Annotated in this window: 20 protein-coding genes; 18 read left to right on the top strand and 2 right to left on the bottom strand. The window is 27.7% G+C overall.

Annotated elements, in window-relative coordinates; translation table 11 throughout:
- The first annotated feature begins 22 nt into the window (after positions 1–22).
- From HMPREF0216_RS04025 to HMPREF0216_RS04005, 5 genes are all read left to right on the top strand, one after another.
- Entirely contained in the window at positions 23–748 is a 726-nt protein-coding gene (locus HMPREF0216_RS04025; RefSeq protein WP_005211475.1) for an HAD family hydrolase, read from the top strand.
- Between the two features lie 64 nt (positions 749–812).
- Complete coding sequence (locus HMPREF0216_RS04020; protein ID WP_005211474.1) at positions 813–1,016, top strand: heavy-metal-associated domain-containing protein; 204 nt, start codon at positions 813–815, stop codon at positions 1,014–1,016.
- A gap of 475 nt (positions 1,017–1,491) precedes the next feature.
- Positions 1,492–3,408, top strand: a complete 1,917-nt coding sequence (locus HMPREF0216_RS04015) for a hypothetical protein (RefSeq protein WP_005211470.1) — start codon at positions 1,492–1,494, stop codon at positions 3,406–3,408.
- A gap of 79 nt (positions 3,409–3,487) precedes the next feature.
- On the top strand, positions 3,488–4,567 hold the full coding sequence (locus tag HMPREF0216_RS04010; RefSeq protein WP_005211468.1) for a HEAT repeat domain-containing protein: 1,080 nt from the start codon (positions 3,488–3,490) through the stop codon (positions 4,565–4,567).
- Between the two features lie 9 nt (positions 4,568–4,576).
- Positions 4,577–5,965, top strand: coding sequence for a glycosyltransferase family 2 protein (locus HMPREF0216_RS04005; RefSeq protein ID WP_005211461.1), 1,389 nt, complete (start codon positions 4,577–4,579; stop codon positions 5,963–5,965).
- Between the two features lie 66 nt (positions 5,966–6,031).
- Here HMPREF0216_RS04005 and HMPREF0216_RS04000 read toward each other — a convergent pair whose 3' ends face one another.
- Positions 6,032–6,754 (bottom strand): helix-turn-helix domain-containing protein, encoded by a 723-nt coding sequence (locus tag HMPREF0216_RS04000; RefSeq protein WP_051040658.1) that lies wholly within the window; start codon positions 6,752–6,754, stop codon positions 6,032–6,034.
- Positions 6,755–6,979: 225 nt separating this feature from the next.
- Here HMPREF0216_RS04000 and HMPREF0216_RS03995 point away from each other — a divergent pair, with 225 nt between their 5' ends.
- The 7 genes from HMPREF0216_RS03995 to HMPREF0216_RS03965 all read left to right on the top strand — a co-directional run bounded on the left by HMPREF0216_RS03995 (position 6,980) and on the right by HMPREF0216_RS03965 (position 14,528).
- Positions 6,980–9,040 (top strand): NEAT domain-containing protein, encoded by a 2,061-nt coding sequence (locus HMPREF0216_RS03995; RefSeq protein ID WP_005211457.1) that lies wholly within the window; start codon positions 6,980–6,982, stop codon positions 9,038–9,040.
- 146 nt (positions 9,041–9,186) lie between these two features.
- The gene (locus HMPREF0216_RS03990; RefSeq protein ID WP_005211455.1) at positions 9,187–9,861 is read left to right on the top strand and encodes an NEAT domain-containing protein; all 675 of its coding nucleotides are present in this window, start codon (positions 9,187–9,189) and stop codon (positions 9,859–9,861) included.
- A 26-nt stretch (positions 9,862–9,887) separates the two neighbouring features.
- Complete coding sequence (gene isdE / locus HMPREF0216_RS03985; RefSeq protein ID WP_005211454.1) at positions 9,888–10,781, top strand: heme ABC transporter substrate-binding protein IsdE; 894 nt, start codon at positions 9,888–9,890, stop codon at positions 10,779–10,781.
- Between the two features lie 2 nt (positions 10,782–10,783).
- Complete coding sequence (locus tag HMPREF0216_RS03980; protein WP_005211453.1) at positions 10,784–11,776, top strand: FecCD family ABC transporter permease; 993 nt, start codon at positions 10,784–10,786, stop codon at positions 11,774–11,776.
- A complete protein-coding gene (locus HMPREF0216_RS03975) occupies positions 11,776–12,546 on the top strand; it encodes an ABC transporter ATP-binding protein (protein WP_005211441.1) in 771 nt (256 codons plus the stop codon). Before HMPREF0216_RS03980 ends, HMPREF0216_RS03975 begins: the two co-directional genes overlap by 1 nt.
- Positions 12,547–12,664: 118 nt before the next feature.
- Positions 12,665–13,462 carry an FMN-binding protein gene (locus HMPREF0216_RS03970; RefSeq protein ID WP_040418805.1) on the top strand — a complete coding sequence of 266 codons (798 nt, stop codon included), beginning with the start codon at positions 12,665–12,667 and terminating at the stop codon, positions 13,460–13,462.
- Between the two features lie 85 nt (positions 13,463–13,547).
- The gene (locus tag HMPREF0216_RS03965; RefSeq protein WP_040418803.1) at positions 13,548–14,528 is read left to right on the top strand and encodes an FAD:protein FMN transferase; all 981 of its coding nucleotides are present in this window, start codon (positions 13,548–13,550) and stop codon (positions 14,526–14,528) included.
- Positions 14,529–14,665: 137 nt separating this feature from the next.
- On the opposite strand, the gene HMPREF0216_RS03960 is transcribed toward HMPREF0216_RS03965, so the two are convergent.
- Positions 14,666–14,845: a hypothetical protein gene (locus HMPREF0216_RS03960; RefSeq protein WP_005211438.1), complete on the bottom strand. Its 180-nt coding sequence runs from the start codon at positions 14,843–14,845 to the stop codon at positions 14,666–14,668.
- A 236-nt stretch (positions 14,846–15,081) separates the two neighbouring features.
- Between HMPREF0216_RS03960 and HMPREF0216_RS03955 the strand changes: the two genes are divergently transcribed.
- The 6 genes from HMPREF0216_RS03955 (at position 15,082) to HMPREF0216_RS03930 (ending at position 22,328) form a co-directional block, all read left to right on the top strand.
- Positions 15,082–16,287: a YgeY family selenium metabolism-linked hydrolase gene (locus HMPREF0216_RS03955; RefSeq protein WP_147576233.1), complete on the top strand. Its 1,206-nt coding sequence runs from the start codon at positions 15,082–15,084 to the stop codon at positions 16,285–16,287.
- A gap of 34 nt (positions 16,288–16,321) precedes the next feature.
- Positions 16,322–17,515, top strand: a complete 1,194-nt coding sequence (gene ygeW / locus HMPREF0216_RS03950; protein ID WP_040418801.1) for a knotted carbamoyltransferase YgeW — start codon at positions 16,322–16,324, stop codon at positions 17,513–17,515.
- Positions 17,516–17,582: 67 nt separating this feature from the next.
- Positions 17,583–18,521: a carbamate kinase gene (gene arcC, locus HMPREF0216_RS03945; protein ID WP_040418817.1), complete on the top strand. Its 939-nt coding sequence runs from the start codon at positions 17,583–17,585 to the stop codon at positions 18,519–18,521.
- 61 nt (positions 18,522–18,582) lie between these two features.
- Positions 18,583–19,782: a diaminopropionate ammonia-lyase gene (dpaL, locus tag HMPREF0216_RS03940; protein ID WP_040418800.1), complete on the top strand. Its 1,200-nt coding sequence runs from the start codon at positions 18,583–18,585 to the stop codon at positions 19,780–19,782.
- A 78-nt stretch (positions 19,783–19,860) separates the two neighbouring features.
- On the top strand, positions 19,861–21,186 hold the full coding sequence (gene ssnA, locus HMPREF0216_RS03935) for a putative aminohydrolase SsnA (RefSeq protein WP_040418815.1): 1,326 nt from the start codon (positions 19,861–19,863) through the stop codon (positions 21,184–21,186).
- A 53-nt stretch (positions 21,187–21,239) separates the two neighbouring features.
- Positions 21,240–22,328, top strand: coding sequence for a 4Fe-4S binding protein (locus HMPREF0216_RS03930; RefSeq protein ID WP_040418798.1), 1,089 nt, complete (start codon positions 21,240–21,242; stop codon positions 22,326–22,328).
- The last annotated feature ends 2 nt before the right edge of the window (positions 22,329–22,330 follow it).

The raw sequence follows: 22,330 nt of genomic DNA, 5'->3' as shown, positions 1-22,330 counted from the left end.
TATAAACTGAAAGAGGAAAATAATGAAGAAACATATTGAAAAAGCAAAAGCCGTGATATTTGATATGGATGGAGTTTTATTTGATACAGAAAATGTATATCTTGATGTATGGAGTAAGGTTTTTGAAAAGTATGGATATACTATGACAAAGGAAATATATTCATCTGTATTAGGTACTGGCAGAGAAAATGTAAAAAAAACTTTTTTAAATTATTTTGGAAATGATTTGCCTATAGATGCAATGTATAAGGAAAAAGATGAAAATTTAGCTATAGTAATAGATAAAGGGGTTCCATTAAAAAAAGGAGCAAATGAATTATTAATATATTTAAAAGAAAATAAATATAAAATAGCATTAGCAACTTCAGCAACAAGGAATAGAGCATTGCAACAATTAGGACAAGCTGATATTGAAAAATATTTTGATGCCATAGTTACTAAAGATGATATTAAAGAAACTAAACCCAATCCAGAAATATTTTTAAAGGCGGCAAAAAAACTTTTTATGAGTCCTAATGATTGTATTGTAATAGAAGATTCATCAGCTGGTATTAAAGCAGCATTTAATGCAGAAATAACTTCAATACATGTTGTAGATTTAAAAGAAGCAGATGATGAAATTATAGAGCTGTGTTATAGAAGTTTTAAAAACTTAAATGAAGTACAGAAGGAGATTGAATATTTAAAAAATAGTTCAAACAGATATTCAGTAAATTATTATGAAAGCGAAAAGGTTAAATTAAGATAACCTAATAATATAATAAAATTTTGAGAATACTATTTATATAATTTAAATGTAAGGAGTAGTATTCATGGAAAGACAACATTATATAGTAAATGGTATAGCAAATGAAAATATAAAAACTCAAATAAAAAATGCACTTGAAAAAGTAGATGGTGTAAATAATGTTTGTGTAGATATGGCTCGTGGAAGTGTTGAAGTAATTTATAATGAGCCAGCAACTGCTCAAGAAATTAGAGATTGTATTGAAAATACAGGACATAAAATAGAATAAAATATTAATAGATTTAATATTTTATTTATAAGTAAAAGTAAGGTATTCAAATAAATTTTGATACTATTTTTTATAAAGGTAAAGGAATTCATATTTGAATTCCTTTTTTGTGTATAATAAATATGATTATTAAAAAACAAATTTGATGTTTATTATTTTTAAGAATATCAATTTGAAAAGAAATCAATGTACTTAATATATCAAAAAATAAAAGGATTTATAGAATCTTTGTAGAACTTATAGAATGATTTGTATAGGTATAATGAATAAGTAACTAAGGAGGGAATATGAAAAGGTATTTACAAATAGTAACTATAATATTAATTCTTATAATAGGTATATTTAACTATGGATATTTAATTAGAAATAAAATTAATATAAGCAGTGAAGAAGTAGTCAACAAGTAGCTAGAACTAATAATACTAATTTTGATATATATATAAATGGTAAATGGAAAACTACTTTTTTAAAGGGAGTGAATATAGGGGCTTCTAAGCCAGGATATTTCCCAGGAGAATTTGGAATAACCAAAGATGATTATTTAAGATGGTTTAAACAAATAAAAGAAATGAATGCAAATGTAATAAGAGTTTATACATTACAAATGCCAGAATTTTATGAGGCATTATTTGAATTTAATAGATATAGGATAGACCCACTTTATATAATACATGGTGTTTGGATTGATGAAGAACTTATGTTAGAAGAAATGAATGCATTTAGTCCAAATATAAAAAATAGTTTTAATAATGAAATAGCAACTATAATAGATGTTATCCATGGAAATGCAGAAACTGAAAAGGTATTAGGAAGAGGATACGGAAAATATACAAAAGATATATCACCTTATGTTATTGGATATATTTTAGGGATAGAATGGGATCCATACTTTGTAAAATCAACTAATGAAATAAATGTTGAAATGGATGATTTTGATGGAGAGTATTTATATACAAATAATGCAAGTGCAATTGAGATGTTTTTTGCACAAGCAGGAAATCATGCTATAGATTATGAAAGTAAAATTTATAATATGCAAAAGCCAATAGCATTTACTAATTGGCTTACTACAGATCCTATTGATCATGAGAATGATGTTGATGAAGATAATAGAATTGCTGATATTAATACTGAGAATATAAAAGCAAAGGATAGTTTTAAAAGTGGATTGTTTGCATCATATCATATATATCCTTATTATCCTGACTTTTTAAATTATGATTCAGATTATATAGAGTTTTTAGATGAAGATGGAAATAAAAATTCTTATAAAGCATACTTAAGGGATTTAAAAAGTTATCATACAGTACCGATAGTTGTATCAGAATTTGGAGTACCTAGTTCTAGAGGGATAACTCATAAAGATTTAAGTAGAGGATTTAATCAAGGGTTAGTTAGTGAAAAAGATCAAGGTGAGATGAATGTAGAAATGTTAAATGACATATATGATGAAGGATATGCGGGAGCAATAGTATTTTCATGGCAAGATGAATGGTTTAAGAGGACCTGGAATACTATGGATATGGATGTCCAGGAATCAAGACCTTATTGGGGAGATAGAATGACAAATGAAGAGTATTTTGGACTTTTAGCATTTGAACCAGGAAAAAGAAAATCTGTATCGTATATAGATGGAAAGATAAATGAATGGAATAAAAAAGATATAGTTTCTCAAAGTGATAATATAACATTATATATGAAAAGTGATGAAGAATATTTATATTTTAGAGTCAATAAGAAAAATTTAAATTTAGATAAAGATGAAATATTTATACCAATAGATATAACACCAAAATCAGGAAGTACAACTATAGAAAATTATGATGTTATATTTAATGAAAAAGCTGATTTTATAATCGATATAAAAGGTAAGGATAGCTCAAAAGTTTTAATCAATGATTATTATGATGTATCGGATTTTTTATTTAATGAGATTAGATATGAATCAAATGATATAAATAGTTTTAAAACAATAAGACAAGTAGTATTAGGAGAATCTATTCTTCCGAAAAGTGGCAAAATAATTCCAATTCAGTATGTTGAAGTTGGAAATTTAATTTATGGAAATGGAAATCCTAATAGCAATGAATATAATTCTTTATCAGATTTTATTATAAATGGAGATGATATAGAAATAAGAATACCATGGCTTATGCTAAATATAAGTGATCCAAGTAATAAAATGATAATAGATGATTTTAATAAATCAGGAGAAATAAATCATGTAGAAATAAATAAGATAAATATAGGCGTTTATGTATTAGAAGATATGAAACAAATACAAGCATTAGATATGAAGGCGTATAGTTGGAATAAATGGATATATCCTACCTATCATGAAAGGTTAAAGGAATCCTACTATATATTAAAAGAAGCTTTAAAAGAATTTTAAACTAAAGAAATGGGGTGTATATATGTGTTAAAACTAAGTTTTTTATATTATGATAATATGCCTATATTATTTGTTTAGCATGTACATATATATTGGATATAAAATTTTAAATGAGAATAGAACGAATAAAAAACTTAAAAAATTAGATAGAACTTTAGGTGTAAGTATTTCAAATGAATTAGATAATTTTAAATATAATAAAAAAATAGATGTTGATGCTATAAATAAAATAAAAAAGAAAAGTAAAAGAAAATTAAATGCAAGGTATTTATGCGAAAATTTAATAATGAGGTTAAATGAGGAGAAAAAGATAATAATTGAATTTGTTAATAAAAGTGATATTTTAGGAGAAGTTTTAAAGTCTAGGCAAGAGCAAGAATATGATATAGCATATAAAATAAAGTATATAGGTGAATTTAAAATTGATGGATATTATGATTATATAATTGAGAGGTGTACTGATAATTCTATTTATATACAAATAGATTCTTTAAGAACTTTAAGTAAGCTAGGGAATATTGATTACTTTATAAAGGGGTTAATTAAAATAATAAATTCTACTTCAGTAATTCATGAGAAGGTATTAATAGACAGCATAAATTCATTTGAAGGAAATGTAAAAGAATTAAATAGGAGATTCGAAAGAGAACTATTAAATAACCATAGCAATAATAAATTTTCTGAGATTATACTAAAGTATTTTAAAGAAAATAGATATATAGAAGTTAAAGATATAGTACTGAAATTATTGGAAGAAAAATATTTAGATAAAGAAATAAAAATTGCATGTATAAAATATTTGATAGATATTAAGGACGAGAACATAAAAAGTGAATTAATTTTATTATCTAGAAGTGAAGAATGGGAAATTAGAGCATTAAGTGTAGTTTCATTAGGAAGTTATTGCGAGGATGAAGATGTAATAGTAGTATTAGAAAAAGCATTAACAGATGAAAATTGGTATGTAAGGCAAAATTCTGCTAAGAGTTTATATAATTTAATAAAAGATAAGGAGAAAATTTTAAGTATTATATATGGGAAAGATAAGTATGCCTCTGATGCAATGTTAACCATTTTATCAGAAGTAGATAATTTAGAAAAGTATTTATTAGATAGTTCAATAGATTACGATTTATCAATAAAAGAGTTAGTCAACTAAGGAGAAAGTATGAAATTTGAAGATATTATATATTTTTTTGATAATATAGTTCTTATATATGTGGCTATAATGTTTTTTGTGTTTTTTATATTTGTAATATCATCAGCTTTAAGTTTTGATAAACATATAAAATTTAGGGGATTTATAAATAATTTCAATTTAGATTATAATGCTGATTATATTCCAGTTTCATTATTAGTACCTGCTTATAACGAAGAGGTTACTATTTGTAAAACTATAGAATCTTTATTAGCAACAGATTATAAACAGTATGAAATTATAATTATTAATGATGGGTCTACAGATAGTACATTTGAAGTTATTGAACAAAAGTATAAATTAAAGCATATTTATAAACCCATGAAAAGGAGTATAGAAACAAAGGATATTTTATCTGTATATAAGGGTGAAGTAAACAATGTTTTTATAACAGTAATAAATAAAGTTAATGGAGGAAAAGCAGATGCTTTAAATGTTGGAATAAATTATGCTAAGTACCCTATATTTATTACAATTGATGCAGATTCTATATTAGAAAAAGGAGCAGTTAGAAATATAATAGTTCCATTTATGAAGAATAAAAAAACTATAGCAGTTGGAGGAAATATTAGAATTGCCAATGCTTTCACCATAGAAAATGGAGTAGTAACAAAAATAGATACACCAAAGGGATTAATAATACCATTTCAAATGATAGAGTATTTTAGGGCTTTTTTAACTAATAGAATGACTTGGAATATCTTAAATATGAATTTAATAATATCAGGAGCTTTTGGAGCTTTTAGAAAAAGGGATGTAATTAATGTTGGTGGATATAAGAATAATACTGTTGGAGAAGATATGGAACTTGTAATGAGACTACATAAAAAGTTTATAGAAAATAAAGAAGAGTACTACATATCATATGCTCCAGATGCAAATTGCTATACTCAAGCACCAAAGACTTTAAAAGGGTTAAAGGTACAAAGAAGAAGATGGCAAATAGGATTAATACATAGCATGTCACTACATAAAAATTTATTTTTAAATAGAAGGTGGTTACTTGCAAAGTTATATTTCATTTTATTTGAAATGATAACACCCATTATTGAAGTTGTAGGAATGATTATTATACTTTTATCATTTATTTTTAAAATAATTAATTTAAAATTTGTATTATGTTATTATGGATTTATTATAATATATAGTTTAGCTATATCTATTTCGGCAATATTATTACAAGTTTATGCATTTAAAGAAGATATAAATAAAAAGGTCATAGCTAGACTGATGATAATTTCAATATTTGAAGGAATAGGTTATAGACAATTTTTAACACTATATAGAGCATCGGCTTTTATAGGATATAAAAAGAATAAATATAAATGGGGAACTATAAAAAGAGAAAAACAAAATTAAAAATACTTATAAGGAAGTGATTAAAATAAAAAATTTAATGCTATCCTTATAAGTGTTTTTTTATAATTACGGTAGAATTTCCTCTCTAAATTCTAGAGGGGTTTTACAGGTTATCTTTTTGAAAACAGTACTATAATAGCTTTGATTATTAAATCCTACAGATAAAGCTATATCTAACAGTGATAAATTTGTATTTTTTAAAAGTTCTTTACTTTTTTCAATTTTATAAGAGTTTAAATAATTTATAAAGGTTAGACCTGTTTCCTTTTTAAAAATACTACAGAAATAGCATTTATTTATATTTAATTCATTACAAATGTCATCTATGGAAATATCCTGTGTATAATTATGCTTTATATATTCGATTGCATGATTAACACAAGGAGAATGTTGCTCCTGTATACATTTATTTTTAATGGTATCTATAATATATGAATGCAATTTAATAGTATCATTTATTGAAGATTCGGATATATATGAAATGTTATTTTTCATGAATATTGAATCGTCTTTAATTAATGTATATGGTCCTATTAAGATATACATAGGTAAATTATCATAATGATAAAACATTATACAACTATAAGTAATATTTTTTTGAATATTAATAGTAAATGCTCCTGGATTATAATTTGATTTTTTTATAATTGCAATTGCTTGTGATAAATAAAATGAACTTTCTATATTGGAATCATATTTATAAGTAAAAACCGTTGAAAAAGTATTATTTAAAATTACAGTTGGCAATGATAAGCAATTAAAAAAGTTTGTAAAAATGGTTGAGATCATAAATTAATAAGTATCCTCCTTTTAGAGTGATTTTTATATAACATAGAAATTACTATTTAACTAAATATAGTTAAAATAAAAATAAAAATAGTTAAAAGGTAATTCTAAAAGTTATGATAAGATATAACAAGTAAATGATAATCAATATCAATTATTATGAAAGAAAATTACTTGAATGTCAATTCTAATAAAATAATTTTAAAGAGAAAATAGGGGGATATAGTTATGTTAAAAAGAAAGATTTGTAGTTTATTAGCATCATTAATGATAACAACTACAGTATTAGGAACGAATGTACAAGCCGTAGGAGCAACGGTAGTTGATGCAATTGCAAGTCCATCAATAGATAATTCAGAAAGTGATAACGAAAATCAAGAAAATATTTTGGCTGATGGAACATACAAAATATCAAATAAGGCATTAAAATCAGGAACAGACAGCGATAGTGCAATAAGAAATTATATAGATACAGATTCTATTGTAACAATTAAGGGTGGAAAAATTACTGTAACTATGAAGTATAATGAAGCAGGATTACAAACTGTAAAGACAACAAATTCAATAACAGTAGATGGACAAGAAGTTGAATTTGTAAAAAATGAAGATGGATCAATAAGTTTTGATAGTGAATCAACGGATTTATTATATACAAGAATTAATGTTAATTTAACTTACTATAATGAGAACCTTCCAGAAGAAGTTTTCCCAGGAAAGCTACATAAAGTAGATGTTGATTTACTACATGAGGGAGAATTAATAAAGGACTCTTCTAATGATTCAGGAAGCAATGACGAAAATCAAGGAAATGTTTTAGCAAATGGAATATATAAAATAACAAATAAAACATTAAAAACAGGAACAGATAATGATAGTGCAATAAGAAACTATATAGATACAGATTCTATAGTAACAGTTAAAGATGGAAAAATTACTGTAACTATGAAATATAATAAGGTAGGATTAGAAACTGTAAAGACAACAAATTCAATAACAGTAGATGGACAAGAAGTTGAATTTGTAAAAAATGAAGATGGATCAATAAGTTTTGATAGTGAATCAACGGATTTATTATATACAAGAATTAATGTTAATCTAACTTACTATAATGAGAATCTTCCAGAAGAGGTTTTCCCAGGAAAGCTACATAAGGTAGACATTGATTTACTACATGAGGGAGAACTAACAGAATATAAAGGAGATAACTCTTCAGATAATTCAGGAAGTAATGGAGAGGAAGAAACACCAATAAATCCAGACAATAATGGTGGAAATACAGGAAATGACAATTCGAATAACGGTAGTTCAAATAATGGAACAATCGAAAATGCAGGCACTAAAGTTTATACAGGTAAACTAGAAGTAATTCATGAAAATTCTACTGGATTAAATATGGCAAAACAAGCAATAGAAGATACATTAAAAGTTGAAGATGTAAATGGAAAGAAATATGTTACATTAACATTTACAAATATGGGTTCAACTATGATGAGTAATCATGAAATATATGTTAATGGAAATAAAGTAGATACAACTAAAACTGTAAATGGGAATATTGTTAGTTTAAGATTTGCTGTTGGAAGCTTACAAGATTCAATAAAAGTTTCAGCTTATGTTTCTATGATGGGAAGCAATGTTGAATTTGGAGTTAATGTATTAGAAGATACATTAAAATTAGTTGCAGATGGAACAACTGGAGGAACAACTGGAGGAACAACAGGGGGAACAACTGGAAGTACAACAGAAGGAACAACATCAGGTTCAAGTAATAATGGTAGTGTAAGTAACGGAAGCACAAGTAATACTGAGCAAGAAATAACAGTAGTTAAAGGTAAATTATACTCTATTCAAAATAGTGTAAGCCATGAAAGTGAAACTGGAAGAAATATGGCTAGAAAATATTTAAGTTCAACTTCAAAAGTTGAAGAGATAGAAGGAACTTATTATGTTACATTAACATTTACAGGTGCAGAATTCATGCAAAATCACGAAATATATGTTAATGGATCAAAAGTAAGCGCAAGTAAAAGCACAAACGGTGATGAAACATATGTAAGATTTGCAGTTTCAAGCTTAAATGATAGTATAAAAGTTAAAACTTACGTAGTTCCAATGGCTAGAGAAGTTGAATTCGGAGTTGAATTATTAGAAGATACTTTAACATTTATTAAAGAATATACGGTAGAAAAGTTACCAAATACAGGTGCGGCAGCTGGAGCTGGTTCAGTAGCTGGATTAGGATTATTAATGACATCTGCAGGAGCTGTATTATTAAAGAAAAGAAGATAATTTTAAAATATAGGATAATATAAAAAATTGAAAATTGGTAATGAAAATGAAAAAACATTTTCATTATTCAGTTTTCAATTTTTACGTTAAAGAATATTAGTAATAATTTATATTTTTTAAATAATTTATGAAAAAGAGGTAATAAGATGAAAAAAAATAATAAATTTAGACAAGTTATAATGGCAATGATGTTTTTAGGAATGTTTTTAACAATTGGAACTATAAATGTTCATGCAAGTGATATAAAAAGTGGAATATATGAAGTTGAAAATGATGTTTATCATGAATCAGAAACAGGTATGGCAATGTCAAGAACGTATTTATTACCAACAATGACTGTTGAAGTAACTAAAGATCACATAATTTATACTGTGGGTTTTTCTGGAAGTAATTATATGGAGAACTATAGAATGAAGCTTAATGGAGAAGATGCAGTTGTTGAAATAGTAGAAGAGAATAGTGAAGATGGAATTGTTAAGCTAAATATAGAAGTTGATAAAGTAGATGCTGACATGGATGCACTTATTTATGTGGGGCCTATGGAAAGAGATGTTCAATTTAAAGTAATACCTAAAATGGAAACTTTAACTTTAATTGAAGAAATAGTTGAAGAAGACAATAGTGAAGTAAATACAATAGAAGAGGCAGATGTAGATGCAGATGTAACTACAGAAGAATTAAATATAGAGAATGAGAATAACATAGTTGATAGTAGTGATAATTCAGATAATATAAAGCCTATAGTAATAGGATTAGGTGTAGTTATAGTATTACTTATAGTAGGTTTAACTATTATAAAAGCTAAAAAAAAGAGTGCATAAAGGTTATGTAAGGAGTTTAAATAATTATGAAGTGTAAAAGAATTATATCTATAATAGCTAGTGCAATTATCGGATTTAATATGGTGGGTTGTAGTTCACAAAGTAGTGAAAATAAAAATGTAGCGGTTAATGCTGATGGTGAAGAGATAGTTGTTGCAACATCGGTAGCAGTTACAGAAATATTAGATGCTTTAGGGGTTAAGGTATCAGGAGTTCCAAGTACATCTTATGAATTACCGGAAAGCACAGAAGGAGCAGTTGAGATTGGAAATCCAATGAGTCCAGATTTAGAAATAATTAAATCATTAAATCCAACAGTTGTAGTATCAGTTGATACTTTAGGATCAGATTATATGGAGCTATTTACGCAAAATAACATTCCAAGTGAATTTGTTTCTTTAGAAAGTTTAGATGGATTGAAGGACGCAATAAGCTTATTAGGAGAAAGATTTAATAAAAAAGAAGAAGCTGAAGTATTACTAACAGATTTAGAAGACAAAGAGATAGAAGTTAAGAAAAAAGCAGAAACCATAGAAAATCCAGATATTTTACTTTTATTTGCTGCACCAGGTTCAACAATGATAGCAACATCAAAATCCTATATAGGAAGTTTAGTTGAATTAGTTGGTGGAAGAAATATAGTTGAAGATAATAGTACATCATTTACTACTTATAATAAAGAAGATTTAGCTATGCTAAATCCAGATAAGATTTTAGTTATGGTACATGCAATGCCAGAAGAAACAAAAGCAGCATTAGAAGCTGAAATGGCAAGTGATTCTGCATGGCAAAATATAAATGCAGTTAAAGATGGTAATGTAATTTATTTAGATAGTGAATACTTTGGAATGAGTGCAAAACTTAATGTTATTGAGGGATTAGATATATTAAGTGATATAGTTCATGGTGATGGAGAATAATTATGAAAGTTTCAAATAAAAAATTTAAAATATCATTTATAGTTCTATCGATATTAATTCTATTAGTAACTGTATTAGTATCATTAAAGTTAGGTAGTATTAATATTACATTTAGAGAACTTATTAAAGGGATATTTTTAGGACAATCAGATGGAAATATTGGAATTATAAAAGACTTAAGAATGCCTAGAGTAATTATTGCAATATTAGTTGGAGCAAATTTGGCAATTGCAGGGGTTTTATTACAAGCTGTAATAAGAAATCCATTAGCAGATCTATATATAACAGGAATATCATCAGGAGCTTGTGTGGTTACTGTATTCTTTATGGTTTTTATACCTAGTGTAACTAACCTTAGACCTATTTTTGGTTTCTTTGGCGGATTAGTTTGTTGCATGATAATTTACTTTATGGCATATAAAAATGGATTATCGCCAATAAGAATAGTATTGGCAGGAGCTGCTTGTAATGCATTATTAGGTGGATTTTCATCTATGATTACAGTAAGTGCAGGATTAGGAGCAAGTAATATTCAAAAATGGATGATGGGAAGTTTAGCAACAGTTAATTGGAGTAATGTAAATATATTATTGATTTACTCTACTATAGGGATATTAGCAGCAATACTATTAAGTAAAGTATGTAATATATTAGCTCTTGGAAGTAAAAATGCTAAAAGTCTAGGATTTAATTCTAATATATATATGATAATAGTTACTGCTGTAGCGGTGTTTTTAGCTAGTATATCAACAGCAATAGCAGGAGTAATATCTTTTGTAGGTTTAGTAGTTCCACATATATGTAGAATAATAATAGGTTCTGACCATAAATATTTAATTCCTTGTAGTGGAATAGTTGGAGCGTTTTTAGTATTATTTGCAGATACAGTAGGCAGAATGGCTATGAGACCTAATGAAATTCCTGTAGGGGTAGTAACGTGTATATTTGGAGCACCATTTTTCTTATATCTTTTAAGAAGGAGTGACTTAAAATAATGATAAAAGCAGTAAATTTAGAGTTCTCTTATGACAAGGATAAAGAATTTATAAAAGAATTAAATGTTAATGTTGAAAAAGGAAAAATAACAACTATATTAGGACCTAATGGAAGTGGAAAATCAACATTATTAGGTATATTTGCTGGATTAAATAAACCTATTTCTGGAGATATAAGTATTAAAGGAAAGTCAATAAAAAGCTTAAGAAATAAAGATTTAGCAAAGGAAATTGCAACAGTTCATCAACAAAATGAGGTCCCAAGTGATATTACCGTGAAAGAACTAGTTGCTTATGGAAGAATACCACACAAAAAATATTTCCAAGGTAATAATAAAGATGATGAAGAAATAATAGAGTGGGCTATAAAAAGAACTGGACTTGAAAATTTGAAGGATAAAGCTGTTATGAGTATGTCAGGCGGTGAAAGGCAACGAGTTTTTATAGCTATGGCTTTAGCACAAAAAAGTGAGATTTTATTTTTAGATGAGCCGACAACGTATTTAGATATTTATCATCAAATAGAAATATTAGAACTTGTAAAAGAATTGAATAAGGAAGAGGGACTAACTGTTCTTATGGTTTTACATGATATAAATCAGGCAATTAAATATAGTCATAATGCTATAATAATGAAAAATGGTAAAACTATTGCTTCAGGAAAAGTAAATGAAGTAATAAATATTGATTTACTTAATAATGTATATGGAATTGGCGGGTTTATAAGTGAAATTAAAAATGAAATGTTTTTTGTTCCTTTAAAATTGTAAAAATTTAATTATGTGGCAAGCTCTGGTAGATATAGTTTATAATATAGATTATTATTTATATAAACATATATTTATCAGAGCTAATTTTATAAATACAATAATAGTAGGGGGAATAATTATGAAAAATAGTAAAAATAAAGTTATAGCAGCTACAGTTTGTGGAGTAATAGTAAGTTCTGTTGCTGCAGCTATGTTTATGAATTTTGATGGGGAAAAGGAAAAAGTTGGGGCTAAAAGTGATAAAAACGATAGTGTTGAATTAGTAGATAATGCTGAAAATAAAAATAATGAAAATAAAGATAATAATAAAGAAGAAATAAAAAATAATGAAAATGAAGTAAATGAAGAAGTACATAATGAGAATGATGATAATCATCAGATTGAAAGTTCTGATATAAATAATAATTCTACAGAGGATAGTATTACTGACGGAAATGTAAATACAGTAGATGGAATTAATACAAATACTAATACAAATACAGGAAGTTCAAATAGTGGAAATTCAAATAATACAATTAATCCTAGTACACCAAGTGGAGATAACCAATCTAATGTAGAAAAGCCATCGGATGGAGGGGGTATAGAACCAGATAAAGGGGATGAGTCTGCTGTAGAAATACCACCAGTTATACCGGAACCGAGCTTAACATATTATGATGGTTCATATACAGGAACGGCAACAGGACGTGAGGTAGGATTAGAGGTAAAGGTGGATATATATTTAGATCAAATAGCAAGAGTTACAGTAGTTAGTCATAACGAAACTATAGGAATTTGTGATAAAGCTCTTGAATTGATTCCATATAGAATTACAGCAAGCCAAAGTACAAATGTTGATATAGTATCAGGTGCAACACTTACAAGCAATGGAATAATAAATGCTGTAAATGAAGCTTTAAGTAAAGCAAGAAGATAAGTACATAGTAGATTTATAGGATTGGTAGTATTATTAAATAGCATTTAAATACAAATACTAGAATATCTTTATGGGAGATTTTTATATGAAGGGATATTTAGAAAAGGAAGATTTTATATTTAATACTAAAGTATATCAGAAAATAGAATATAATAATGAAATCGAAAATTTAGCAAAAGATAAAGTTTATGAAATAGCTAAAAAGACAACGAATTTTATGAATAAATTTGAAGATATGCTTAGCTTTTTTAAAAGTGATAGTGAGGTAAGTAAAATCAATAAAAATGCAGGAAAGTGTTTTACTAGAATATCTAAGGATACCTTTGAAATATTAAAAGTAGCAGAGCACTATTCAAAATTAACTAATGGAATATTCGATATAACTATAGCCCCTTTAGTAAAAGAATGGGCAATCAATAGCCAGCAACCTAAATTTTTAACAAATAAAGAAGTAAATAAAAAACTTTTTTTAGTAGATTATGAAGATGTAGTTTTAAACGAAAGTAATTTATCTGTAATGTTATTAAGAGAAAATCAGCAAATAGATTTAGGTGGAATAGCTAAAGGGTATATAGCAGATAAGATAATAGAATTTTATAAGAATAATAATGTTGCATCTGCTGTAATAAATATAGGTGGGAATATAAAGGTTTTAGGTTCTAAAGGTGAAGAAAACTTATGGAATGTAGGAATATATGAACCTAAAAAACATAGTAAGGATGTTATATGTAGTATATTAGTTAAAGATAAATCAATAGTAACTTCTGGAGGGTATGAAAGAGCTTTTATGTATAATGGTGAAATGTATAATCATATACTAAATCCTAAGAATGGATATCCAGTTAAATCAGATTTAAAGAGTGTTACAGTAGTAAGCAATGATTCTATTGAAGGGGATGCACTTTCAACCCCACTTTTTATTATGGGAAAAAATAAGGCTCTTGAATTTATGAGAAAGCATAATATAAGTGGAATAATTGTTACTGAAAATGATGAAATTATAGTTACTAGGGACTTATTAGAAGTTTTTAGCTTGTTTAAAGAATATAAAGTTTTAACTTTTTAAAAGTGTGAAATAATTCAATTTATGTAAATAATTAACTAAATAAAGTTTTTAAAGGTATAAGAACACTATTATATAGTTTTCTTATACCTTATTTTTTATATTTTATACTGTTTTAAGAGTTTTAAATATTAATTACTTTATAAATCGTCAACATCCTGTTCTTCGCCATATCTTACAGTTCCTTCTGAACTAAAGCTATCATTTAAATCTTTTTCTATAAAGTATCCATCGTTAGGCTCTTTAGAGTTTTTAGCATATTTACTGCAGGATTTCATTTGAACATTTTTTAAATCAGATATATGTTTCATTTTACTCATAGAAATGACTCCTTTTATTATTTAAAGTTAAGATTAATTTTATTATAAGTAAGTTTTATTAAAAATAATCATAAAATTTATGAATAGTATATAAAAAATATAAATTTAAGTATTTGAGTAAAAATTTGAAAAGATTATATGAGAAATGAAATTTCCTAATGTTATGGTATGTATATTGTAGAGATTATAAGCATAAGGAATTAATGATTACTTTATTTAAATATGAGGAGGATAATGTGGATTTTAAAGAGATAAAATTAAAGGCTGAGAGCTATAAAAAAGAAATGGTTAAATTTTTAAGAGATTTAATAGCTATACCTGGAGAAAGTGGTAGTGAAAGTAAGGTTATTAATCGTATAGCAGAAGAGATGAAGAAGGTAGGTTTTGATGAAGTTAAAGTTGATGGAATGGGAAATATTTTAGGGTGTATAGGAAATGGAAAAACATTAATAGGTTATGATGCACATATAGATACAGTTGGACTTGGAGAATTAAGCAATTGGACTTTTAATCCATATAAAGGCTATGAAAATGATGAAGAGGTTGGTGGAAGAGGGGCATCAGATCAATTAGGGGGAATTGTTTCAGCAATATACGGAGTAAAAATAATGAGGGATTTGGATCTTTTAAGTGATGAATACAAAGTAGTGGTAACTGGAACTGTACAAGAAGAAGACTGTGATGGGCTTTGTTGGCAATATATTTATAATGAAGATAAAGTAAGACCGGAGTTTGTAGTTATTACAGAACCTACTAATGGAAATATATATAGGGGACAACGAGGACGTATGGAAATAAGAGTAGAAGTTAAAGGGGTTTCTTGCCATGGATCAGCACCAGAGCGTGGAGATAATGCAATATATAAAATGGCAGATATTCTTCAAGAAATAAGAGTTTTAAATGATAATTTACATTATGATGAATTTTTGGGGAAAGGAACTATTACAGTATCAGAAATATTTTTTAACTCTCCATCACGCTGTGCAGTAGCCGATATGTGCGCAATTTCATTAGATAGGAGGCTAACTAATGGTGAGACTTATGAAACTGCATTAGAAGAAGTAAGGAATTTGCCATTTGTGAAAAAGTATAAGGCAGAAGTTTCTATGTATAAATATGAAAAAGAAAGTTGGACAAAACTTATTTATCCAACAGATTGTTATTTTCCAACTTGGGTAATTTCAGAGGAAGAACCTGCAACTAAAGCAATAGTTGAAGTTTATGAAAGAATGTATGGAACTCCAAAGGTAGATAAATGGACATTTTCAACAAATGGGGTTTCTATAATGGGAAGATATAATATTCCATGTATAGGATTTGGACCTGGTAAAGAAGAAGAAGCACATGCACCAAATGAAAAGACTTGGAAGAGTGATTTAGTTAAATGTGCAGCAGTTTATGCAGCATTACCAACTGTGTATTGTAAGAATAAACACATTTAAAAATGCAAGTAATGATTTGAAAAGGGTGATAAAAATGGATCTAATGACTAGCTATATTGAAGAATTAAATAAGCTAAATTTTAAAAATATGTATAATAATGATTTTTTATTAACTTGGGAAAAAACTTATGATGAAATAAAATCTGTATTTATAGTAGCAGAGGCTTTAAGAAAATTAAGAGAAAATAATATTTCCTCAAAAATTTTTGACAGTGGTTTAGGCATATCTTTGTTTAGGGATAATTCAACTAGGACAAGATTTAGTTTTGCTTCTGCATGTAATCTCTTAGGTCTTGAAGTTCAAGATTTGGATGAGGGAAAGTCGCAAATATCACATGGAGAAACTGTAAGGGAAACTGCAAATATGATTTCGTTTATGGCAGATGTAATTGGAATTAGAGATGATATGTATATTGGAAAAGGAAATAAGTATATGAGGGCAGTTTCTAATTCTATAAGAGAAGGATATAAGGAGAAAACTTTAGAACAAATACCAACGGTAATTAATTTACAATGTGATATAGATCATCCAACACAAGTAATGGCAGATACTCTTCATTTAATAAATGAGTATGGAGGGATAGAAAATTTAAAGGGGAAAAAGTTAGCTATGACTTGGGCATATTCACCATCCTATGGGAAACCATTATCAGTACCTCAAGGTGTGATAGGTCTTTTGAGTAGATTTGGCATGGATATTGTATTAGCTCATCCAGAGGGATATGAAATTATGAGTGAAGTAGAAGAAATTGCAGTAAAAAATTCTAAGGTATCAGGCGGTTCTTTTAGAAAAACTAATTCTATAGAAGAAGCATTTAAGGATGCAGATATTGTATATCCAAAAAGTTGGGCACCTTTCAAGGCAATGGAAAAACGTACTGATTTATATGAAAAATGTGACTTTGATGGTATAGATGAATTAGAATCACAATTATTATTAGAAAATGCAAAACATAAAGAGTGGGAGTGTACAGAAGAATTAATTAAAACCACAAGGAATGGAAAAGCTATATATATGCATTGCCTACCAGCAGACATAAGTATGGTGAGTTGTGCACAAGGTGAAGTAAGTGCTTCTGTTTTCGATAGATATAGAACTTCATTATATAAACAAGCAAGTTTTAAACCATATATTATTGCTGCTATGATATTTTTAAGCAAAATAAAAAATCCTCAAAGTGTATTAGAAGCTTTAGAAAGAAACAATAAATTACGTAAATTTCAATAGATTTCTAGAGAAGAAATAGAGTGAATGAAAAAGTTAAGATATTTTTACATGAAGGGTTGTGGTGCGTATAAAAGCAAGGATAGTAATTGCTTTAGGGGGAAACGCTTTAGGTGAAACATTATCAGAACAAATGATAGAACTAAAAATTACGGCTAAAGCTATAGTAGATTTAGTTGAAGCAGGAAATGAAGTAGTAGTATGCCATGGAAATGGACCACAGGTTGGAATGATTGATGCAGCTATGAATGAGCTAAGTAAAGTAAATAATAAGTATAGTAAATGTCCAATGTCTGTATGTGTTGCAATGAGTCAGGGATATATAGGATATGATTTACAAAACTCTATAAGAGAGGAATTACTCAATAGAAATATAAAAAAGAGTGTATCAACTATAATTACTCAAGTTGAGGTAAATGAAAATGATAATGCATTTAGAAATCCTAGCAAGCCAATAGGAAGATTTATGACAAAAAAAGAAGCTATTAGTGCTATAAAAAAAGGTGAAAATATAATAGAAGATTCAGGTAGGGGATATAGGAGAGTTATTGCATCACCTAGTCCTATAGAGATAGTTGAAATTGATACTATTAAAGCATTATTAGAAAGAGAAGAGATTGTTATAGCATGTGGTGGAGGTGGTATTCCAGTTGTAAGGGAAGGAAATCATTTAAGAGGTGTACATGCTGTAATAGACAAAGATTTAGCAAGTTGTCAGTTAGCAAAATCAATAGATGCAGATTGTCTTATTATATTAACTACAGTAGAAAAGGTTGCTATAAATTTTCAAAAAGAAAATGAAAAATGGCTAGATGAAGTAAGTATAACGGAAATGAAAAGATATTTAGATGAAGGTCATTTTGCATTAGGTTCTATGAGACCAAAGGTAGAAGCAGCAATAGAGTTTGTATCTTCTAGAAAAGGAAGACGTGCTTTAATAACATTACTAGAAAAGGCTAAAGAAGGGATAGAAGGAAAAACAGGTACAAGAATAGTTAATTATAAATAAGAGTAATACTAAAAATGTTGAACTATTATATTCAAAATTTATATATTTTATGGGGGAAAGAATGAAAGAGAAAATAAAGTGGAAGGAAAATACTTTGCCTAAAGATGAAGAAGAGGAGATATTGAAACCTTTTAATAAAGAATCCATAAATAAGGTAAGAGATTTTCATAAAAGTTTTCCACAATATAAAGAAACTCCTTTAGTTAATCTGAATAATTTGAGTAAGTATTTAGGTGTAGATGGAATTTATGTTAAGGATGAATCATATAGATTTGGATTAAATGCATTTAAAGTATTGGGTGGATCTTTTGCAATGGCTAAGTACTTAGCTCAAATTCTTAATAAAGATATTTCAGAATTACCATATGAAAAACTAATTTCTAATGAAGTTAGAGAAGAACTTGGAAAGATTACATTTGTTACAGCTACAGATGGAAATCATGGAAGAGGAGTTGCTTGGACTGCAAATAAATTAAAACAAAAATCTGTTGTTTATATGCCAAAAGGGTCTTCTTTAACTAGATTAGAAAATATAAAAAATGAAGGTGCAGAAGCGTATATAACTGATATGAATTATGATGACGATGTAAGGCTTGCAGCTAAGTATGCTAATGAACATGATGGAGTAATAATTCAAGATACAGCATGGGAAGGTTATGAAGATATTCCAACTTGGATAATGCAAGGTTATGGAACGATGGCATTAGAAGCTTTAGAACAATTAAACAACTATGGTATAGAAAAACCTACACATATATTTATACAAGCTGGTGTTGGATCATTAGCAGGAGCAGTTCAAGGCTTTTTTAAAGCTGTTTTTAAAGAAAAAGCTCCAATAATAACTATTATAGAAGCAAGTAAAGCTAATTGTTTATATAAATCTGCAGTAGCTAATGATGGAGTGCTTAGAAAAGTCAAAGGTGATATGAATACTATTATGGCAGGTCTTGCTTGTGGTGAAGCCAATATTATAGGATGGAGGATACTTAAAAATCATAGTCAAATGTTTGTATCAGCACCAGATTATATTTCGGAAATAGGAATGAGGATTTTAGGTAATCCACTTAGTGATGATAGTAGAATTGTATCTGGTGAATCAGGGGCGGTTACATTAGGCGTGCTTTATGAAATAATGAATAATTCAAAATATAATGAATTAAAGGAGAAACTAAAGTTAAATAAAGAATCTAAGATACTTTTATTTAGTACGGAAGGCGATACAGATCCAGAGAAATATAGAAAGATAGTGTGGGGAATTTAGTTTTAGTTAGGCAAAATAATAAAGTTGTTAAAAGCTTAATTAAGTGTTCAAATATTTTAAATGAAAGTAGATGAATATATGTTTTTAGTTGGAAATGGAATAGTTATAACTAATAATATGAACAATGAATTTATTAGTAATGGCTGTGTTGTAATAGATGGAAATATAATAAAGGAAGTTGGAGAAACAGATAATATAAAAAATAAATATAAAGATATGGAATTTATCGATGTTAATGGGAAAATTATAATGCCAGGTATTATAAATATGCATCATCATATATATAGTGCATTTGCTAGAGGCTTAAATATAAACAGAGTAAGAAATGAAACATTTACAGATATATTAAAAAACATTTGGTGGAAAATTGATAAAAAGCTAACTTTAGAGGATATAAAATATAGTGCATATACAACTTTAATTGAAAGTATAAAAAATGGAGTTACTACTATTTTTGATCATCATGCAAGTCCTATGGCCATAGAAGGAAGTTTATTAGAAATATCAAATGTAGCCAATATTCTTGGAGTTCGAGGGTGTTATTGTTATGAGGTATCTGATAGAGATGGTGAAAGAATACTGAACGAAGGTATAAAAGAAAATGTAAGCTTTATTAAATATGCAAAAAACAAGAAGGACGATATGACAAAGGGGATTTTTGGGATGCATGCATCTTTTACTTTAAATCAAGATAGTATTATAAGTTGTGTAGAGGCAATGGAAGGTGTAGATGCAGGATATCATATACATGTAGCAGAAGGAATTGATGATTTATATCATAGTTTAAATATTAGTGGAAAAAGAGTAGTTGAAAGATTAATGGATTATGGAATATTAGGAAAGAAAACATTGGCAATTCACTGTGTGCATATAAATGAAAGGGAAATTGATATATTGAAGCATACAAATACTAATGTAATTAATGCACCGGAATCAAATATGAATAATGCTGTGGGATGTGCCCCAGTCATTAAGATGATAAAAAAAGATATGTTAGTTGGCATAGGAACAGATGGATATACTAATGATGTATTTGAATCAATTAAGGTAGAAAATATAGTTAATAAGAATAATTTATGTGATTCAAACATTGGATTTTTAGAAACAAAAAAAATGTTTTTTAATAATAGTACAATTGCATCAAAATATTTTAATAAAGAAGTAGGAGTTTTAAAGGAAAATGCCTATGCAGATATTATTATTGTAGATTATAATCCTATGACTCCAATAAATAAAGAAAATTATTTTTCTCATATTTTATTTGGAATAAGTGGTGGAGTAGTTGATACAACTATAATAAATGGACAAATAGTTATGAAAAATAGAAAAATACTAAATATTGATGAAAAATTAATTTATGAAAAATCAAGAGAAGTAGCAAAGAAATTATGGAAACGGATTTAAAATGGGTGTTAACTTAGGTTATTCAAATGATTTTAATTATGGGAGGAAAAGTCATGGCTAATTTAAGTGTGAATATATTGGGAATGAATTTTGAGAACCCAGTGTTTACTGCGGCAGGACCTGGATCTAGAAATGGAGAGGCTTGTATTAGAGCTGTTAAAGGTGGAGCTGGAGGAGTAGTTACTAAAACTATATCATTAGAACCTGCTAAGGTACCAAGACCATGTATGGCTAGTATAAATTCTGGATTCTTAAATACAGAGCTATGGTCAGAATTACCTAAGGAGCAATGGATTAGTAAGGAATATAAGAAAGCTAAAGAAGCAAAAGTACCGATTATAATTAGTATAGGCTATACAGAAGAACAGATTTCTAAAATTGTACCACTTATAAAGCCTTATGCAGATGCAGTTGAGTTATCAACTCATTATATTGGAACAGATATAAAGCCAATTATAAATGCGATGAAAGCGGCAAAAAAAGCTTTAGATTGTCCGGTGTTTATGAAATTGAGTCCTCATACTGATATACAAACCATTGCAAAAGGTCTAGAAGAAGAAGGTGCAGATGGATTAGTGATGATTAATTCATTAGGACCTTGTATGAAAATAGATACTGAAACTGCATATCCGATTATGGGAAGTGAGAATGGATATGGATGGCTTTCAGGTTCAGCAGTAAAGCCTATTGCTATAAGAAATATTTATGAAGCAACTAAAGCTGTTAAGATTCCTATTATAGGTGTTGGAGGTGTATCTTGTGGTAGAGATGTAGCTGAAATGATGATGGCTGGGGCTAGTGCGGTACAAGTATGTACCCAGGCTATATTAAGTGGAGCAGATATATATGGAAAAATTACAAATGAATTAAATGAATTTTTAGATGCTCATGGATATTTAGATGTAAAAGAAATTATATCATTAGCACATAGGAAATCTATAGAAAGGAATGTTAGAACTACTGCAATTTGTCCAAGTGTTGATTATAGCAAATGTGTAAGATGTGGTAAATGTAAAAAAAGCTGTGTATATGAAGCAATTGATATAAAAGACAAGCTTAAAATAGATGAGAATAAGTGTTTTGGATGTGGTTTGTGTGTTACAAGATGTCCAAGGGGTGCATTGAAAATTCAATATAAATGATG

This window comes from Clostridium celatum DSM 1785 (assembly GCF_000320405.1).
Lineage (GTDB): Bacteria > Bacillota > Clostridia > Clostridiales > Clostridiaceae > Clostridium > Clostridium celatum.
Note: the sequence above shows the minus strand (reverse complement) of the source record. Positions and strands in the feature narration are given on the sequence as shown.

Coding starts and splice junctions, on each gene's coding strand:
- ygeW (WP_040418801.1), top strand. CDS start 16,322: ATGGATCTAATGACTAGCTATATTGAAGAATTAAATAAGCTAAATTTT.
- HMPREF0216_RS03930 (WP_040418798.1), top strand. CDS start 21,240: ATGGCTAATTTAAGTGTGAATATATTGGGAATGAATTTTGAGAACCCA.
- HMPREF0216_RS03995 (WP_005211457.1), top strand. CDS start 6,980: ATGTTAAAAAGAAAGATTTGTAGTTTATTAGCATCATTAATGATAACA.
- dpaL (WP_040418800.1), top strand. CDS start 18,583: ATGAAAGAGAAAATAAAGTGGAAGGAAAATACTTTGCCTAAAGATGAA.
- isdE (WP_005211454.1), top strand. CDS start 9,888: ATGAAGTGTAAAAGAATTATATCTATAATAGCTAGTGCAATTATCGGA.
- HMPREF0216_RS04010 (WP_005211468.1), top strand. CDS start 3,488: ATGTACATATATATTGGATATAAAATTTTAAATGAGAATAGAACGAAT.
- HMPREF0216_RS03975 (WP_005211441.1), top strand. CDS start 11,776: ATGATAAAAGCAGTAAATTTAGAGTTCTCTTATGACAAGGATAAAGAA.
- HMPREF0216_RS04025 (WP_005211475.1), top strand. CDS start 23: ATGAAGAAACATATTGAAAAAGCAAAAGCCGTGATATTTGATATGGAT.
- HMPREF0216_RS03960 (WP_005211438.1), bottom strand. CDS start 14,845: ATGAGTAAAATGAAACATATATCTGATTTAAAAAATGTTCAAATGAAA.
- HMPREF0216_RS03980 (WP_005211453.1), top strand. CDS start 10,784: ATGAAAGTTTCAAATAAAAAATTTAAAATATCATTTATAGTTCTATCG.
- HMPREF0216_RS03970 (WP_040418805.1), top strand. CDS start 12,665: ATGAAAAATAGTAAAAATAAAGTTATAGCAGCTACAGTTTGTGGAGTA.
- ssnA (WP_040418815.1), top strand. CDS start 19,861: ATGTTTTTAGTTGGAAATGGAATAGTTATAACTAATAATATGAACAAT.
- HMPREF0216_RS04000 (WP_051040658.1), bottom strand. CDS start 6,754: ATGATCTCAACCATTTTTACAAACTTTTTTAATTGCTTATCATTGCCA.
- HMPREF0216_RS03965 (WP_040418803.1), top strand. CDS start 13,548: ATGAAGGGATATTTAGAAAAGGAAGATTTTATATTTAATACTAAAGTA.
- HMPREF0216_RS03990 (WP_005211455.1), top strand. CDS start 9,187: ATGAAAAAAAATAATAAATTTAGACAAGTTATAATGGCAATGATGTTT.
- HMPREF0216_RS04020 (WP_005211474.1), top strand. CDS start 813: ATGGAAAGACAACATTATATAGTAAATGGTATAGCAAATGAAAATATA.
- HMPREF0216_RS04005 (WP_005211461.1), top strand. CDS start 4,577: ATGAAATTTGAAGATATTATATATTTTTTTGATAATATAGTTCTTATA.